Below are 16,423 nucleotides of genomic sequence, written 5' to 3'. Positions count from 1 at the left end.
GCCCCGGCCTGCCGCATCAGGCGGCGACCGGTGCCGAACTGCGGATCAGGTGGTCGAAGGCCGACAGGGCCGCCTTGGCGCCCTCGCCCGCGGCGATCACGATCTGCTTGTAAGGCGTGGTGGTCGCATCGCCGGCCGCGAACACGCCCGGCACCGAGGTCTGGCCCTTGGCGTCGACGATGATCTCGCCGTACTTGGACAGCTCGACCGTGCCCTTGAGCCATTCGGTGTTGGGCACCAGGCCGATCTGCACGAACACGCCTTCCAGCGCCACGAGGTGTTCGGCACCGGTCGCGCGGTCCTTGTAACGCAGGCCGTTGACCTTGCCGTCGGCACCCAGGATCTCGGTGGTCTGGGCATTGGTGTGCACGGTCACGTTGGGCAGGCTCAGCAGCTTGCGCACCAGCACGGCATCGGCCTTGAGCTGCTCGGCGAACTCGACCAGCGTCACATGGCTCACGATGCCGGCCAGGTCGATCGCGGCCTCGACACCCGAGTTGCCGCCACCGATGACCGACACGCGCTTGCCCTTGAACAGCGGGCCGTCGCAGTGCGGGCAATAGGCCACACCCTTGTTGCGGTACTCGGCCTCGCCGGGAACGTTCACGTTGCGCCAGCGCGCACCGGTGGACAGGATCACGGTCTTGCCCTTGAGCACGCCGCCGTTGGCCAGGTGCACCTCGACCAGGCCGCCCGGTTCGGCGGCCGGCACCAGCTTGTCGGCCCGCTGCAGGTTCATGATGTCGACCTCGTAGGCGCGCACATGCGCCTCCAGGTTGGCAGCGAACTTGGGGCCATCGGTCTCCACGATGGAGATGTAGTTCTCGATGCCTAGCGTGTCGTTGACCTGGCCGCCGAAGCGCTCGGCCGCCACGCCGGTGCGGATGCCCTTGCGCGCCGCGTACACGGCGGCGGCGGCACCGGCCGGGCCACCGCCCACGATCAGCACGTCGTACGGGTCCTTGGCCGACAGCTTGGCGCCCTCCCGGGCGGCCGCGCCGGTGTCGAGCTTGCCGACGATCTCTTCGAGCGACATGCGGCCTGCGCCGAACGCTTCGCCGTTGAGGAACACCATGGGCACAGCCATGATTTCGCGCTCGGTGACTTCCTTGTGGAAGGCATTGCCTTCGATGACGACGGTCTTCACGCGCGGGTTCAGCACGGCCATCAGCGACAGGGCCTGCACCACGTCCGGGCAGTTGTGGCAGTCCAGGCCCATGAAGACCTCGAACTGGTAGTCGCCGTCCAGCGCCTTGACCTGGTCGATGACATCCTGCTCGACCTTGGGCGGATGGCCGCCGGTCCACAGCAGCGCCAGCACCAGCGAAGTGAACTCGTGGCCCAGCGGCAGGCCGGCGAATCGCAGGTTCAGGTCCTGCGTGCCGGCGCCCGTGCGCTGCAGGCTGAAGGACGGCTTGCGCGCGTCCTTGCCGTCAAAGCGCAGCGTGATCTTGTCGCTGCGCAGGCTCTGGATCGTTTCCAGCAGGCTGCGCATGTCGCGCGCGGTCTCGCTGTCGTCCAGGGAAGCCACCAGTTCGAACGGCTGCGTGACGCGCTCCAGGTAGGCGCCGAGCTGGGCTTTGAGTTGGTCGTCGAGCATGGTGGATTCCTTTCAGTGTCGAGTTCTAGATGGGGATCAAACGGGCGAAAAAAAGCCGGACGGCATGGCGCATGCGCGCCATGACGCTGTCCGGCTGCTGGGCGCTCGGAGCGCCCTGCCGTTGCCGGCTGCGGCTTAGATCTTGCCGACCAGGTCCAGCGACGGCGTCAGCGTCTTGGCGCCTTCCTTCCACTTGGCCGGGCAGACCTGGCCAGGGTTGGCGGCGGTGAACTGGGCAGCCTTGAGCTTGCGCAGCGTCTCGGACACGTCACGGGCGATCTCGTTGGAGTGGATTTCCAGCGTCTTGATCACGCCATCGGGGTTGATCACGAAGGTGCCGCGCAGTGCCAGGCCTTCTTCGGGAATGTGCACACCGAAGGCGTTGGTCAGTGCGTGCGTCGGGTCGCCGACCAGCGGGAACTTGGCCTTGCCCACCGCGTCGGAGGTTTCGTGCCAGATCTTGTGCGAGAAGTGCGTGTCGGTCGTCACGATGTAGACCTCGGCACCGGCCTTCTGGAATTCGGCGTAGTTGTCGGCAGCGTCCTCGATCTCGGTCGGGCAGTTGAAGGTGAAGGCTGCCGGCATGAAGATCAGGACGGACCACTTGCCCTTCAGATTCGCCTCGGTCACCTCGATGAACTCACCCTTGCCGGAGCGGTTGACGTAGGCGGTGGTCTTGAAAGGTTGGACTTGCGTGTTGATCAGAGACATGTTGTTCCTTGTCTAAGGCAGTTGGGAAATTCGCGAAGACCGAACTTTAACCCTGGCCCCAGGCCCGAGACCAATCGTTTGCCGATATGGCCTGCATTGAAAAAGCCAATGCGCCGCCGCCGTTCTGTCACGTGTTGAGCAAGAACGCCTATCAATGTCAGCCGCAGGCACACCGCCAACGCGGGGCCATTGCCTGGTGCTGCCATGCGCGAAACACGACAATGCGCCGCTTGATCCACCCCACAGCGGCATAAGAAAGGAATACCCCATGCAAGGCGATCCCCAAGTCATCGCGCACCTGCAGGCGCAACTCAAGAACGAGCTGACCGCGATCAACCAGTACTTCCTGCACTACCGCATGCTCAAGCACTGGGGTTTGGACAAGCTGGCCAAGAAGGAATACGAGGAGTCCATCGGCGAGATGAAGCACGCCGACAAGCTCATGGACCGCATCTTCATGCTGGACGGCCTGCCCAACCTGCAGGACCTGGGCAAGCTCATGGTCGGAGAGGACGTGCCCGAGCTGCTGAACTGCGACCTCAAGATGGAGTACGGCGCGCAGGCCACGATCAAGGACGGCATCGCCCACTGCGAGACCGTGCGCGACTACGTTTCGCGCGACCTGCTGCAAGGGATCCTGGACGACACCGAGGAGCACATCGATTTCCTGGAAACCCAGATCGACCTGGTCCAGAAGGTCGGCCTGCAGAACTACCTGCAAAGCCAGATGGGCGAGCTCGAATGACGCGGCACTGAAGTTTCCGATCGCAACGGCGGGGTTCTCCCCGCCGTTTTTCATTGGCAGCGGGCTCCACCGCAACGCCGCGTGCGGACAACACGATGGCGATCGGCGCAGGGCCGCCTGCCGGCATACTTGCGCGCTACCGTCTGTAACAAATTCGGCCCGCACCTTGCCCTCCACCCGAAAAGCACTCTGGCCCCGCCTGCTCGGCCTTCTGGCCGCCACCGCCCTGCTCGCCGGCGGCGGCTACCTTGACTGGAAGACATGGTTGCGGGCAGAGAACCCGCGCGACCAGTACCAGATCGCCGAGGTGCAACGCGGCGACATCGAGGATCTGGTCACCGCCACCGGCACATTGCAGCCGCGCGACTATGTGGACGTGGGGGCCCAGGTCAGCGGCCAGCTCAGGAAGATCCATGTCGAGGTGGGCTCCATCGTGCAGCAGGGCGACCTGCTGGCAGAAATCGATCCCACGGTGCTACTGGCCAACGTGGACGCCAGCCGTGCCGGGCTGCGCAATTTGCAGGCCAATCTGCTCGTGCGCGAGGCAGCCCTGGTGCTGGCGCGTGACCAGCACCAGCGGCAGAAGAACCTCATGGCGGCCGACGCGACCACGGTGGAGGCGCTGCGCACGGCCGAGAACAATCTGCGCTCGGCCGAGGCCCAGCTGGCCGCGCAAAAGGCCTCGATCGAGCAGACCCAGTCCACGCTGCGCGCCAACGAGGCCAACCTCAATTACGCGCGCATCTACGCCCCGATCGCGGGCGTAGTGGTCTCGGTCACCGCGCGCCAGGGCCAGACGCTCAACGCCAACCAGTCCGCGCCCATTCTCCTGCGCGTGGCCGACCTGTCGACCATGACGGTGCAGACCCAGGTGTCCGAAGCCGACGTGGGCCGGCTGCGCGTGACCATGCCGGTGTACTTCACGACGCTCGGAAGCCAGGGCCAGCGCTGGTACGGCCAGCTGCGCAAGGTCGAGCCCACGCCCACGGTGACCAACAACGTGGTGCTCTACAACGCGCTGTTCGACGTGCCCAACGCCGACCAGCGCCTCATGACCTCGATGACGGCCCAGGTGTTCTTCATCGCCGCCCAGGCGCAGGGCACGCTGCTGGTGCCCGCCGGCGCCGTACAAAGCCAGCCGCGCGGGCCGCGCCGCCAGGGCGGGCCGGCCAGCGCCGCATCGGCGCCCGTGCCCGCCGGTTCGGCAGCGAGCGCGCCGGCCCAGGGGGCACAGGCCGAGCGCGAACCTCGCCGCGCACGTGGTGCTGCCGAAGTCGGCCCGCACACGGCCCCGCCGGCCGACGCGCCGCCCGCCGACCGGGTGGCTGCCGTGCGCGCGCCGGACCAGGCCGCCCAAGCCGTCCACCGCGGCCTGTTCACAGGCCCAACCGGCATGCCCCAGCGCGGGCCGCGCCAGGCCACCGTGCGCGTGATCGACGCCGAAGGCCGCATTGAGGAGCGCCGCGTGGAGATCGGGATCGCCAACCGCGTGCAGGTGCAGATCCTGTCCGGTCTGGCCGAGGGCGAGGAGGTCATTGCCGGCCTGCGCCTGCCGGCCGGCGCCGCCTCTGGCGCACGCGGCAGCCAGGGCCCGCAGCGCTCGGGCCTGCAGGGTGGCGGCATGCCGCTGTTGCCGCCCGGGGGCCCGCGCTGATGAAGCCGGCGGAAGACCCCGGGCTGGCCCGCGCGGCCGTTCCGCCGGGCGCGCCGCTGATCGAGCTGCGCGGCGTCACCAAGACCTATGCCAACGGCGATCTCGCGGTGCAGGTGCTGCATGGCATCGACCTCGTCATCCACGAGGGCGAGTTCGTCGCCATCGTAGGCGCCTCGGGCTCGGGCAAATCCACGCTCATGAACATCCTGGGCTGCCTGGACCGCCCCACCACGGGCAGCTACCACTTCCTGGGAGGCGACGTCTCACAGCTCTCGCGCGACGCGCTTGCGCTGCTGCGCCGCGACGACTTCGGCTTCGTGTTCCAGAGCTACCACCTGATCGCCACCGCCAGCGCGGCCGAGAACGTGGAGGTGCCGGCCATGTACTCCGGCATGCCGGCGGCCGAACGCCATGCCCGTGCGCTCGCGCTGCTGGACGGGCTGGGCCTGGGCACGCGCCACCACCACCGGCCCAACCAGCTCTCGGGCGGACAGCAGCAGCGCGTGTCGATCGCGCGGGCACTCATGAACGGTGGCCGCATCATCCTGGCCGACGAGCCCACGGGCGCGCTGGACAGCAAGAGCGGTGCCGACGTGATGGCCTTGCTGGCCCAGCTGTCGGCCCAGGGCCACACGGTGATCCTGATCACCCACGCGCGCGAGGTGGCCGAGCATGCGCACCGCCTCATCGAGATCAAGGACGGCCGCATCCTGTCGGACAGCGGCACGGCCGACCGGCCGCCCGAGAACACGGCCTTCACGCCGCAACCGCACCGTGGCGGTGGCTCCTTCCTGGGCGACGTGGTGGAGGCCGCCAAGATGGCGCTGCGCTCGCTGCGTGCCAATGTGTTCCGCTCGGTGCTGACGCTGCTGGGCATCGTGATCGGTGTGGGCTCGGTGATCGCCATGCTGGCCATCGGCGACGGTGCCCAACAAGCCGTGGTCGAGCGCATCAGCGCCATGGGTTCGAACCTGCTGCTGGTGCGGCCCGGTGCGCCCAACCAGCGCGGCTTCAACAACACGGCCACGCTGGTGCTGTCCGACGTGTACGCCATCGACACCCTGCCCAACGTGCTGGCCGCCGTGCCGGAGCAGACCAGCACGGCCACGCTGCGGCGCTCGGGCGCGGACCACAGCACGACCGTCACCGGCACCTCGGCCAAGTTCCCGCTCGCGCGGCAATGGCCGGTGGCGCAGGGCACCTTCTTCAGCGAGGAGGACGATCGGACCTACGCCAAGGTGGCGGTCCTGGGGCAGACCGTTGCCAATGCCCTGTTTCCCGACGGCACCGAGCCGGTCGGCCAGTACGTTCTGATCAACAACCTGATCCTGCAGGTGGTGGGCGTGATGGCCGAGCGCGGCGCCTCGCCCACTGGGAGCGACCAGGACGACGTGGTCTTCCTGCCCTATGCCACGAGCAGCCTGCGGCTGTCGGGCCAGCGCTTCCTGCGCAACGTGACGGTGGCGGTGGACGACGTGGCGCGCATCGACGCGACCCAGGCCGAGGTGGAACAGCTGCTGCTCGAGCGCCATGGCGTGGTGGACTACCAGATCCGCAACATGGCCTCGATCCTTGCGGCCAGCATGGAGACCCAGAACACCATGACCATGCTGCTGGGCTCGATCGCGGCGATCTCGCTGCTGGTCGGCGGCATCGGCGTGATGAACATCATGCTGGTCTCGGTGACCGAGCGCACCCGCGAGATCGGCATCCGCATGGCCACGGGCGCGCGCGAGCGCAACATCCTGCAGCAGTTCCTGATCGAAGCCGTGGTGGTTTCGGCGCTGGGCGGGGCCATCGGCGTGGGCGGCGGGCTCGTCGCCGCGGCCGTCATCGCAGCCTTCGAGACGCCGATCCGGTATTCGCTCTCGCCCGTGCTGCTGGCCTTCGGCTGCGCGTTCGCTACCGGACTGGTGTTCGGCTGGCTGCCGGCACGCAAGGCTGCGCGGCTAGACCCGGTCGTGGCCCTGTCTTCCGAATGAAGGTCCTGTCCATGCCCCTCCCGCCATGTCGACGCGCGGCCGGCGCCGTCCTGCTCGCGCTTGTCGCCGCCGGCTGCGCCGCGCCGCCGGTCGAAGCGCCGTGGGCCGAGCCCGCCATGCCGCCCCGGTTCGCCGAAGCGCCGGCCGGCCTGGATGCACTGCAGCCCGACTGGTGGAACAGCTTCGCTGCGCCCGAACTTGCGGCGCTGGTCGAGCAGGCCCTGGCCGGCAGCAGCGACCTCGCGATCGCGGCCGAGCGCGTGCGCCAGGCCGAACTGGCCGTGCGCATCGCTGGCACTTCGCTGTTCCCCTCGCTGTCCGGCGGGGCCAGCACGGCCGAGCGCTACATCGATCCGTCCGGCACCGGCGGCGCCAGCGCGCGCTCGTCGGGCGTGTCGCTGTCGGCCAGCTACGAGGTCGACCTGTGGGGCCGGCTGGCCGCCACCGTGGACAGCGCACAGGCCAGCCTCGCCGGCAGCCGTTACGACCTGCAGACGGTGCGCCTGTCCGTCAGCAGCGCAGTCGCCAATGCCTACTTCCAGGTGCTGGCGCTGCGCGTGCGGCGCGCGATTGCGCAGGAGAACCTGGCCATCGCCGAACGCGTGTTCCGCATCGTGCAAGCGCGCTACGACAACGGCGCGGCCTCGGCGCTGGACCTGTCGCGCCAGCGCACCACGGTGCTGAGCCAGCGCGCCACCATCGAGCCGCTGCAGGTGCAGGAACGCCAGACCCTGGCGGCGCTGGCGCTGCTGCTCGGTCGCGCGCCGCAGGGCTTCTCGGTGGCGGGCATGGCGCTGGACGCACTGGCCGTGCCGGCCGTGGCGCCGGGCCTGCCCTCCGACCTGTTGCTGCGCCGCCCGGACCTCGCCAGCGCCGAAGCCGCGCTGCAGCAGGCCGACGCCAACGTGGCCGTGGCCCGCGCCGCCTTGCTGCCCAGCATCCAGCTGTCGGGCTCGACCGGGCTGGCCAGCAGCGCGCTGCTGTCGCTCGCGAACCCGAGCTTCAGCGTGGGGCTCACGGCCTCGGTGGCGCAGACGCTCTTCGACAGTGGCCGGCTGCGCAACCAGGTGCTGCAGAGCGAATCCCAGCGCCGCGTGCTGGTGGAAAGCTACCGCGCGTCCATCCACCGCGCGCTCAAGGAGGTGGAGGACAGCCTCTCGAACATCGCACGCAACCGCAGCCAGGAGCAATCGCAACGGGCGATCCGCGACGAGGCCCAGCGCGCGCTGGCCCTGGCCGAACTGCGCTACCGCGAAGGCGTGGAAGACCTGCTCAGCACGCTGGACGCGCAGCGCACGCTGTTCTTGGCGCAGGACAGCCTGGCCCAGCAGCGGTTGGCGCGGCTGACCGCGGCGGTGGATCTGTACAAGGCGCTCGGGGGAGGCTGGGTCCGACCCGCGTCGTGAAGCCGGCCGGTCCCGCCGCGCCACTGGATGTTTCACCAAGGCGCGTGCGCATCCGACGCGCCCGGCGGGCGCAGACCTGCGGCATTGCGATACTGGCGGGATGCCAGCTGCCCCGCCGCCCGTGCCTAGCGTCGCCGCCCTCCCCGCCGGGCTGGCCACGCTGGCCGACCATGAAGCCCACGCCCGCACCCGGCTGGATGACAACGCCTGGGCCTATTTCAGCGGCGGCGCGGGCGACGAGATCACGCTGCGCGCCAACCGCGCGGCCTGGGATGCGCTGCAGCTGCACCCCCGCGTGCTGCGGCCGCTGCAAGGCGGCAACACGCGTGTGCAACTGCTGGGCCGCGAACTGGCCCACCCCATCCTGGTGGCACCCGTCGCGTTCCAGCGCATGGCGCATGCGGATGGCGAACTGGCCACGGCCCACGCGGCCTGCGCGCTCGGCGCGGGGCTCGTGCTGAGCACCCAGGCCAGCACGCCGCTGGAGACCATTGCCACCGCCATCGCGCACGAGCCCGCGCGCGGCCCGCTGTGGTTCCAGCTCTACCTGCAACACGACCGCGGCTTCACGCGCGAACTGGTTCGCCGCGCCGAGCAGGCCGGCTACGAGGCCTTGGTGCTGACCGTGGACGCCCCCACCAGCGGGGCACGGGACCGCGAGCGCCGCGCCGGCTTCCAGGTGCCACCCCATGCCGCCGCCGTGCACCTGGCGGCATTGCCGCCGGCGCCGCCCGTTGCGCTGGCGCCGGGCCAGAGCGCCCTGTTCGACGCGCTGCTGCGCCACGCCCCGACCTGGGACGACGTGCAGTGGCTGCAGTCCATCAGCCGCCTGCCTGTGCTGCTCAAGGGCATCGCGCATGCCGAGGACGCGCGCCAGGCTGCGGCCTTGCAGGTGGCCGGGCTCATCGTTTCCAACCATGGTGGCCGGACCCTGGACACCATGCCCCCCACCGCGGCCTTGTTGCCGCCCATCGTCGACGCCGTCGGCACCGCCCTGCCCGTGCTCGTGGACGGCGGCATCCGCCGCGGCACCGATGTGCTCAAGGCCATGGCGTTGGGCGCGCGTGCCGTCCTGGTCGGACGACCAGTGGTCTGGGGCCTGGCCAACGCGGGTGCGGTCGGCGTGGCCCATGTGCTGCGCCTGTTGCGCGACGAACTGGAGATCGCGATGGCCTTGTGCGGCTGCGCCCGCCTGGCCGACTGCAGCCCGCGCATGCTCTGGCCCAGCAGCCCCTGAGACGCGCAAATCCCCACGCTGCAACCGTCTTCATGCCAACAAGTTGCACAAATGCGATGAATTCGTATTTATAATCGTGCTGACATTCACCAGCCAGCCAACCCGCCTTCATCGCCATGATCGTCTGTGTGTGCAACCGGATCTCCGACCGCGAAATCGTCCGCCACGTGCGGGCCGGTCTGAGCTTCGACGACATCCAGCTCGAACTGGGCGTGGCCACGCAATGTGGCCGCTGTGAAGGGTGCGCCCGTGAGGTCGTCGACCAGTGCAGCCGCATGCACCCGGTCGCGGCCTTGCACAGCGCCGTCGGGCCCGATGACCGCGGTCTCGACGCCCCGGTTCCCAAGCTCGCCAGCAGTATCACGGAAGGCGTTGCATGGAACTGTTCTCTCTCGGCGGCAGCCTGATCCTGGTGGTCGGTTCGGCCTGGTGGATCTTCCGCAGATAGGCCCGGGCCGCCACACTGCGCTCTGTGCGTTCTTAGGGTGGGCACCGTGTCGGCGCCCGCTTCGGCATTTGTCCTTTTCACTATGGCTTCCAGCACTTACCCCGAACGCAGTGGCCTGAGCCGCAACACGGTCATCGTCGGCAGCGTGATCGCCTTCCACGCCGCGGCCCTGTGGGCGCTGCAGAGCGGGCTGCTGGTCCGCGCCGTCGAGGTGATCGTGCCGGTCGAGATCATGTCGCAGTTCATCGAGCCACCCAAGCCGACGCCGCCTCCCCCACCGCCGCCGGCCCCACCGACGCCGCCCAAGGTGCAAAAGCCCGTGGTCAAGCCCAAGGCGCCGACACTGCCGCCACCGCCGCAGCCCCAGGCGATCCAGGATCCCACACCGGCGCCGGCCGCCCCGACCGGCGTGGTCGCCCCGCCGGCGCCGCTGCCGCCGATCGAGCAGCCCGTCGCGCCGGCGCCCGAACCGCCGCCGCCCGCACCGCCGGCACCGCCCAAGATCCAGCTGCCGTCCAGCGACGCCAGCTACCTGCAGAACCCCAGCCCCGTCTACCCGGCCATCAGCCGGCGCCTGGGCGAACAGGGCAAGGTGCTGGTGCGCGTGCTGATCGGCATCAATGGCCAGCCCGAGCGCGCCGAGATCAAGCGCTCCAGCGGCTTCGAGCGGCTGGACCGCTCGGCCATGGAGTACGTCATGAAATGCCGCTACGTGCCGGGCAAGGTCAACGGCGTGGTCCAGGCCATGTGGTACGAAGCGCCGGTCAACTACGTCCTCGAATAATCTCTTTCTTCTTTCTGGAGTAACGCATGGAATCCCATTTCGGCCTCGCCAACGTCTGGCAACAAGGCGACCTCGTGACCAAGGGCGTGGCCATCATGCTGCTCGCGATGTCGCTGGCCTCCTGGATCGTGATCCTCATCAAGACGCTGGACATCATCCGCTACAAGAAGATGGCCAACGCGTCCGACGGCTTCTGGCACAGCGAGGACTTCGCCACCGGCATGGCCAAGTTGGGCAAGGACCCCAGCAACCCCTTCCTGCGCCTGGCCGAAGAAGGCCGTGAAGCCACCGCCCACCACCGCAACACCAAGGCCCATCTGCACGACACGCTGGATGTGAGCGACTGGGTCACGCGCACGCTGCGCAACAGCATCGACGCCACCACGGCCCGCATGCAGTCGGGCCTGGCGGTTCTGGCTTCGGTCGGCTCCACCGCGCCGTTCGTGGGCCTGTTCGGCACGGTCTGGGGCATCTACCATGCGCTGCTGGCCATCGGCCTGTCGGGCCAGTCCACGATCGACAAGGTGGCCGGCCCCATCGGCGAAGCGCTGATCATGACGGCACTGGGCCTGGCCGTCGCCATTCCGGCCGTGCTGGGCTACAACGCGCTGGTGCGCGGCAACAAGTCGGTGCTGAACAAGCTCAACAGCTTTGCGCACGACCTGCACGCCTACTTCGTGACCGGTGCGCGCGTGGCCACGGGCGGTTCCGCCAACGTCGTGGCCATGAAGAAGGGAGCATGAGATGGCCTTCGGCACCCAGGACGACGCCGACGAGGTGATGAACGAGATCAACATGACGCCGCTGGTCGACGTCATGCTGGTGCTGCTCATCATCTTCATCATCACCATCCCGGTGATGAAGCACGCGGTGAACATCGACCTGCCCCGCGCCAGCAGCGAGCAGGAGGATGCCAAGCCGGAGACCATCCGCCTGTCCGTGGCCGCCGATGGCGGCTACTACTGGAACGAGACGCGCATCACCGACGAGGAACTGCTGCCGCGCCTGCAAGCCGAAGGCGCCAAGGAGCCGCAGCCCGAACTGCACATCCGCGGCGACCGCGAGGTGCGCTACGAGCGCGTGGCCCAGGCCATGTCGTTCGCGCGCCAGGCCAATGTGCGCAAGATCGGTTTCATCACCGAGCCCAAGCCCTGAGGACACCACCCTGCGGGGGCGAGGGGCGAAAAAAACTTCGCCCCTTTTCTTGACTCTCAACTGCGAATCGTTATCATTAACTCCATCGCAAGTTGACGAAGGGACCGACACCATGCACGCAGCCACCCATCCTCTGATGTCCGGCAACGCCGCCTCGCTCCAACGCTTCGCCGCTGCCGGCATGGCGCAGCTCAGCGCAGCAGACGCGCTCGCGGTCGACAGCCACGAGTTGCTGCGCGGTCACAAGGCCGTGGAGATCAAGCACAACGGCGCGATCTACCGCCTGCAGACCACCAAACTCGGCAAGCTGATCCTGACCAAATGAGTTTCATCGTGGGGCGACTCCCGGACTGATCCTCAGTCTCCAAGGGTCGTTTTTGCCAGCCAGCGGGCGTTGCCCCGCCAGCCACGCATTTTTTCCGCGCCCAGAACGACAAAGCCGGCCCGATGGGCCGGCTTTTGTTTCAGGGGACGACGCGATTACAGGCCAATGGCAGCGATGCCGGCGCGGGCGATCTGCGCATCTTCGGTCGACTTCACACCGCTCACGCCCACGGCGCCGATGCAGTTGCCGTCCTTCATGATCGGCACGCCACCTTCCAGCAGGCCCTTGAGGTCGGGTGCACTCAGGAAGGCCGTGCGGCCGCCGTTGACGATGTCTTCGTAGACCTTGCTCTCACGGCGGCCCAGCGCGGCCGTGTTGGCCTTCGCGGGGGCGATGTGGGCCGACACGGCGGGCGCGCCGTCCAGGCGCTGCAGCCACAGCAGGTGGCCGCCGTCGTCGACGATGGCGATGGTCACGGCCCAGTTGTTCTTGAGCGCCTCGGCTTCGGCGGCGGCGGCGATCGCCTTCAGGTCGGACAGTTCGAGAAAGGACTTGGTCTTCATGGTGCTCTTTGCAAAGGAAAGACGGTGAGCATAAACAAAACCGACCTCCTGCCGGCCCGGAGCCGCCGGACAATTCCCTGCGGCGCAATAAGGGCGGACCCTTTAGTGGTATTGCAGGGCCCCTCTTGAATCCTCCTAGAATTTCCGCAACTGCCGATCCAGGCAATGAGGAGTCCACCAATGACCAACCAAGTCCGCACCTACGACGCCGGTTACGGCGGTTTTGAAATTTCCCAGGAGCAGCGCAACAAGGTGCTGCGCAACACCTACTGGCTGCTGGCGCTGAGCCTGCTGCCCACGGTGCTGGGCGCCTGGGTGGGCGTGTCCACCGGCATCACGGCCGCGCTGACCGGCGGGCTGGGCCTGATCGTGTTCCTGGGCGGTGCCTTCGGCTTCATGTTCGCGATCGAGAAGACCAAGAACTCGGCCGCCGGCGTGCCCGTGCTGCTGGGCTTCACCTTCTTCATGGGCCTGATGCTTTCGCGCCTGATCGCCGCGGTGCTGGGCTTCTCCAACGGCGCGGAGCTGGTCATGACGGCCTTCGGCGGCACGGCTGGCGTGTTCCTGGCCATGGCCAGCCTGGCCACGGTCATCAAGCGCGACCTGTCGTCCATGGGCAAGTGGCTGTTCGTCGGTGCGATCGTGCTGCTGGTGGGCGGCATCGTGAACGTGTTCGTGGGTTCCACGGCCGGCATGATGGCCCTGTCGGTCGCCGCCATCGGCATCTTCAGCGCGTTCATGCTGTACGACCTGAAGCGCATCATGGACGGCGGCGAGACCAACTACATCAGCGCCACGCTGGCCCTGTACCTGGACCTGTTCAACGTGTTCCAGAGCTTGCTGGCCCTGCTGGGCATCATGGGCGGCGAGCGCGACTGACCCGCTCCTGCACTGGAACAAAGGCCCTTCGGGGCCTTTTCCATTTGTGCGAAATGAGTACTCAACGTCTCGCGCATCCGTGCCGATAATGAACGCATCCCCTGCACGAGGCCGCCCATGTCTGCACGTCTTCTCGCCATCCTGAGCGTCGCCTCGCTGCTGGCGGGCTGTGAAATCCCGGGCATCTACCCCGACCCCAAGGTGCTCGCACGCGAAGCCGACGCCAAGGCCACGGGCGGCGGTTGCCGCCATGCCCTGCGCGCCCTGGAAGACTGCTATGCGCTCAATCCCAAGGCACCGCGTGCGGCCATCTTCGCCGGCTGGCGTGAAATGGACCAATACATGCGCGAGAACAAGATCGAGGGCGTGCAAGCCGTGATCCCCTCGCCCAAGGCTGAAACCACCGAGGAATCGGTGGCCAGCAGCCCACCCGAGGGCAAGACCGAACGCCGCGGCGCGCGCGGCTCCTGACCCGCGCCGCTCAGCGCGGCACCAGCTCGAACTGCGCGATGCTTTCCACGTGCGCGGTGTGCGGGAACATGTTCACCGCGCCGGCCGCCACGCAGCGGTAGCCCGCCTCGTGGACCAGGATGCCCGCGTCACGCGCCAAGGTGGCGGGGTTGCAGCTCACATAGACGATGCGCCGGGGCGGCTGCCAGTCGGCGCGCTCTGGCCCCTGGCGCAGCTGGGCCAGCGCCTGGACCAGCGCATGCGCGCCTTCGCGCGGCGGATCCACGAGCCACTTGTGCGCCGTGCCGTCGGCCACCAGTTGCTCGGGCGTCATCTCGAACAGGTTGCGCGCGGCAAAGCGCGTCGGCGCCAGCGCGCCGTGGCTGCCGCGCGTTGCCGCGTTGCGCTGGTAGTTGTCGCGGGAACGGGCCACCAGGGCCTCGCTGCCCTCGATGCCGAGCACCTCGCGCGCCTGCGTCGCCAGCGGCAGGCTGAAGTTGCCCAGGCCGCAGAACCAGTCGATCACGCGCTCGTCGCGCTGCACATCCAGCAGGCCCAGCGCGCGGTGCACGAGCACGCGGTTGATGTGGGCATTGACCTGCGTGAAGTCGGTCGGCCGGTAGGGCATCTCGATGCCGTACTCGGGCAGGCGGTAGCTCAGCTGCGGCCCGCCTTCGTCCAGCAAGTGCACGGTGTCCGGCCCCTTGGGCTGCAGCCACCACTGCACGCCGTGGGTGATGGCAAAAGCACGCAACTGCGCGATGTCGCCCGCGCTGAGCGGCTCCATGTGGCGCAGCACCAGCGCCGTCACGTCAGCGCCCACGGCGAGCTCGATCTGCGGCAGCGTCTCGCGCGCGTCCATGGCGCCGATCAAGGCGCGCAAGGGCAGCAGCAGCGCGCTGACATGGGGCGGCAGCACGCGGCACTCGCGCATGTCGGCCACATAGCGGCTCTTGCGTTCGTGGAAGCCGACCAGCACCTCGCCCTTCTTGCGCACGTAGCGCACCGACAAGCGGCCGCGGTCACGGTAGCCCCATGCCGGACCTTCGATGGGGCGCAGCACGCGCTCGGGCCGCAGCCGCCCCAGGTGCCAGAGGTTGTCTTCCAGCACGCGCTGCTTGACGGCCACCTGGGCGGCCACGTGCAGGTGCTGCATCTTGCAGCCGCCGCAGGCGCCCGCGTGCAGGCCGAAATGCGGGCAGGCCGGCTGCACGCGCTGCGCGGATTCGCGCAGCACCGCCGTCAGGCTCGCATGCTCGAAATGGCTCTTCTTGCGGTGCACGTTGGCCAGCACGCGCTCGGTCGGCAAGGCCCCTTCGATGAACACGACCTTGCCGTCCGGGCGCCGCGCCACGCCCTGCGCTTCGAGGTCGACCGCATGCACCTCCAGCCAGGGGGGCGGTGGGCTGGCATCGTGCGCGGTGTCGTGGGGGGCAGCCAAATCTTGGGGGGAAACGTCGGACATGGCCCGATTGTCTCAGGCCACCCCATGCGGCCCGGGCGCAGCTACAGCAGCGCGTCGCGGTCGACGCCGTTGCGCCCCAGGTGCTGCTTCAGCTTGCGCAGCGCCTCGTTCTGGATCTGCCGCACGCGCTCGCGCGTGAGGCTCAGTCGCTCGCTCAGCGTGTCCAGGGTTTCCGGCTCGCGGTCGTGCAGGCCGAAGCGGCCATCCAGCACCTCGCGCTCGCGCGCGGACAGCGCACCGATCCAGGTCTCCAGCAGTTCCTCGACCTCGCGCGAGTGCGTGATGCTGGACGGGTCGGGCGCCTGGTCGTCGGTCAGGGTGTCGGCCAGGGTGCCGCTGTCGTCGGAGCGGTCCAGCGAAGCGTCGAGCGAGCGCGGCGTCTCGGCCAGCGCCAGCAGGTCGGCGACCTCCTGCACGTCGCGGCCCAGCAGCGAGGCCACGTCGTCCACGCGCACACCGTCGGGGCGCAGCGCCTGGAAGGCCGAATCGTTCTCCAGCGTGCGCCGGGCCCGCAGCACCTGTTGCAGTTCGCGCACCACGTGCACGGGCAGGCGGATCACACGGCCCTGGTTCATCACGGCGCGCTCGACCGATTGGCGGATCCACCAGGTCGCATAGGTCGAGAAGCGAAAGCCGCGCTCGGGCTCGAACTTGTCGATGGCGTGCATGAGGCCGAGGTTGCCCTCCTCGATCAAGTCGCTCATGGGCACGCCACGGCCCAGGTAGTTCTTGGCGATGCTGACGACGAGCCGCAGGTTGTGCTCGATCATGGCCTGGCGGGCTTCGAAGTCACCGGCCCGCGCGCGCGTGGCCGTGTCGAACTCCTGCTGCGGCGTGAACAAGGCAGTGCGCCGCACGTCGCGCAGGTACATGGTCAGGATGTCGCTGGACTCACCGTCGAGCGGCACATCGTCCAGCAGGGCCGCCCGTTCGCCGGACGGCGGCGCCTCTGCAGCGGAAGAAGGCGCCTGCAACGCATCTGGCTCGGGGGCTGGGCTGGATGCGTTGTGCTTCTTCAT

Annotated in this window: 17 protein-coding genes; 12 read left to right on the top strand and 5 right to left on the bottom strand. The window is 68.5% G+C overall.

Going from position 1 to position 16,423, the window contains the following annotated elements; all coding sequences use genetic code 11:
- Positions 1–16: 16 nt before the first annotated feature.
- Both ahpF and ahpC read right to left on the bottom strand, forming a co-directional pair.
- Complete coding sequence (ahpF, locus tag IE209_RS23330; protein WP_189689305.1) at positions 17–1,600, bottom strand: alkyl hydroperoxide reductase subunit F; 1,584 nt, start codon at positions 1,598–1,600, stop codon at positions 17–19.
- A 135-nt stretch (positions 1,601–1,735) separates the two neighbouring features.
- A complete protein-coding gene (gene ahpC, locus IE209_RS23325; protein ID WP_145551480.1) occupies positions 1,736–2,311 on the bottom strand; it encodes an alkyl hydroperoxide reductase subunit C in 576 nt (191 codons plus the stop codon).
- Positions 2,312–2,579: 268 nt separating this feature from the next.
- On the opposite strand from ahpC, the gene bfr reads away from it, so the two are divergent.
- The 10 genes from bfr to hemP all read left to right on the top strand — a co-directional run bounded on the left by bfr (position 2,580) and on the right by hemP (position 12,047).
- Entirely contained in the window at positions 2,580–3,056 is a 477-nt protein-coding gene (gene bfr / locus IE209_RS23320) for a bacterioferritin (RefSeq protein ID WP_189689304.1), read from the top strand.
- 166 nt (positions 3,057–3,222) lie between these two features.
- Positions 3,223–4,710, top strand: coding sequence for an efflux RND transporter periplasmic adaptor subunit (locus IE209_RS23315; RefSeq protein ID WP_189689303.1), 1,488 nt, complete (start codon positions 3,223–3,225; stop codon positions 4,708–4,710).
- Positions 4,710–6,692 (top strand): MacB family efflux pump subunit, encoded by a 1,983-nt coding sequence (locus IE209_RS23310; protein WP_189689302.1) that lies wholly within the window; start codon positions 4,710–4,712, stop codon positions 6,690–6,692. Before IE209_RS23315 ends, IE209_RS23310 begins: the two co-directional genes overlap by 1 nt.
- Before the next feature lie 11 nt (positions 6,693–6,703).
- Positions 6,704–8,098 carry an efflux transporter outer membrane subunit gene (locus tag IE209_RS23305; protein WP_189689301.1) on the top strand — a complete coding sequence of 465 codons (1,395 nt, stop codon included), beginning with the start codon at positions 6,704–6,706 and terminating at the stop codon, positions 8,096–8,098.
- Positions 8,099–8,198: 100 nt separating this feature from the next.
- On the top strand, positions 8,199–9,335 hold the full coding sequence (locus IE209_RS23300) for an alpha-hydroxy acid oxidase (RefSeq protein WP_189689300.1): 1,137 nt from the start codon (positions 8,199–8,201) through the stop codon (positions 9,333–9,335).
- Positions 9,336–9,451: 116 nt separating this feature from the next.
- Positions 9,452–9,742 (top strand): (2Fe-2S)-binding protein, encoded by a 291-nt coding sequence (locus tag IE209_RS23295; protein ID WP_114466948.1) that lies wholly within the window; start codon positions 9,452–9,454, stop codon positions 9,740–9,742.
- A 123-nt stretch (positions 9,743–9,865) separates the two neighbouring features.
- Positions 9,866–10,567, top strand: coding sequence for an energy transducer TonB (locus IE209_RS23290; RefSeq protein ID WP_189689299.1), 702 nt, complete (start codon positions 9,866–9,868; stop codon positions 10,565–10,567).
- A gap of 26 nt (positions 10,568–10,593) precedes the next feature.
- Positions 10,594–11,310, top strand: coding sequence for a MotA/TolQ/ExbB proton channel family protein (locus IE209_RS23285; protein WP_145551475.1), 717 nt, complete (start codon positions 10,594–10,596; stop codon positions 11,308–11,310).
- Position 11,311: 1 nt separating this feature from the next.
- Entirely contained in the window at positions 11,312–11,722 is a 411-nt protein-coding gene (locus IE209_RS23280; RefSeq protein ID WP_189689298.1) for an ExbD/TolR family protein, read from the top strand.
- A gap of 112 nt (positions 11,723–11,834) precedes the next feature.
- Positions 11,835–12,047 carry a hemin uptake protein HemP gene (hemP, locus tag IE209_RS23275; protein WP_189689297.1) on the top strand — a complete coding sequence of 71 codons (213 nt, stop codon included), beginning with the start codon at positions 11,835–11,837 and terminating at the stop codon, positions 12,045–12,047.
- Positions 12,048–12,202: 155 nt separating this feature from the next.
- Here the strand turns inward: hemP and IE209_RS23270 are convergent, their stop codons facing one another.
- On the bottom strand, positions 12,203–12,610 hold the full coding sequence (locus IE209_RS23270; RefSeq protein WP_189689296.1) for a GlcG/HbpS family heme-binding protein: 408 nt from the start codon (positions 12,608–12,610) through the stop codon (positions 12,203–12,205).
- A 180-nt stretch (positions 12,611–12,790) separates the two neighbouring features.
- On the opposite strand from IE209_RS23270, the gene IE209_RS23265 reads away from it, so the two are divergent.
- Both IE209_RS23265 and IE209_RS23260 read left to right on the top strand, forming a co-directional pair.
- On the top strand, positions 12,791–13,489 hold the full coding sequence (locus IE209_RS23265; protein ID WP_189689295.1) for a Bax inhibitor-1/YccA family protein: 699 nt from the start codon (positions 12,791–12,793) through the stop codon (positions 13,487–13,489).
- 117 nt (positions 13,490–13,606) lie between these two features.
- Positions 13,607–13,960, top strand: a complete 354-nt coding sequence (locus tag IE209_RS23260) for a hypothetical protein (protein WP_229883011.1) — start codon at positions 13,607–13,609, stop codon at positions 13,958–13,960.
- Positions 13,961–13,970: 10 nt separating this feature from the next.
- On the opposite strand, the gene rlmD is transcribed toward IE209_RS23260, so the two are convergent.
- Positions 13,971–15,404: a 23S rRNA (uracil(1939)-C(5))-methyltransferase RlmD gene (gene rlmD / locus IE209_RS23255; protein ID WP_189689294.1), complete on the bottom strand. Its 1,434-nt coding sequence runs from the start codon at positions 15,402–15,404 to the stop codon at positions 13,971–13,973.
- Between the two features lie 41 nt (positions 15,405–15,445).
- The gene (gene rpoS, locus IE209_RS23250; protein WP_189689293.1) at positions 15,446–16,423 is read right to left on the bottom strand and encodes an RNA polymerase sigma factor RpoS; all 978 of its coding nucleotides are present in this window, start codon (positions 16,421–16,423) and stop codon (positions 15,446–15,448) included.

The sequence above is a fragment of the Pseudorhodoferax aquiterrae genome, from assembly GCF_014652235.1.
Lineage (GTDB): Bacteria > Pseudomonadota > Gammaproteobacteria > Burkholderiales > Burkholderiaceae_C > Pseudorhodoferax > Pseudorhodoferax aquiterrae.
This window is presented reverse-complemented; position numbering and strand designations above follow the sequence as displayed.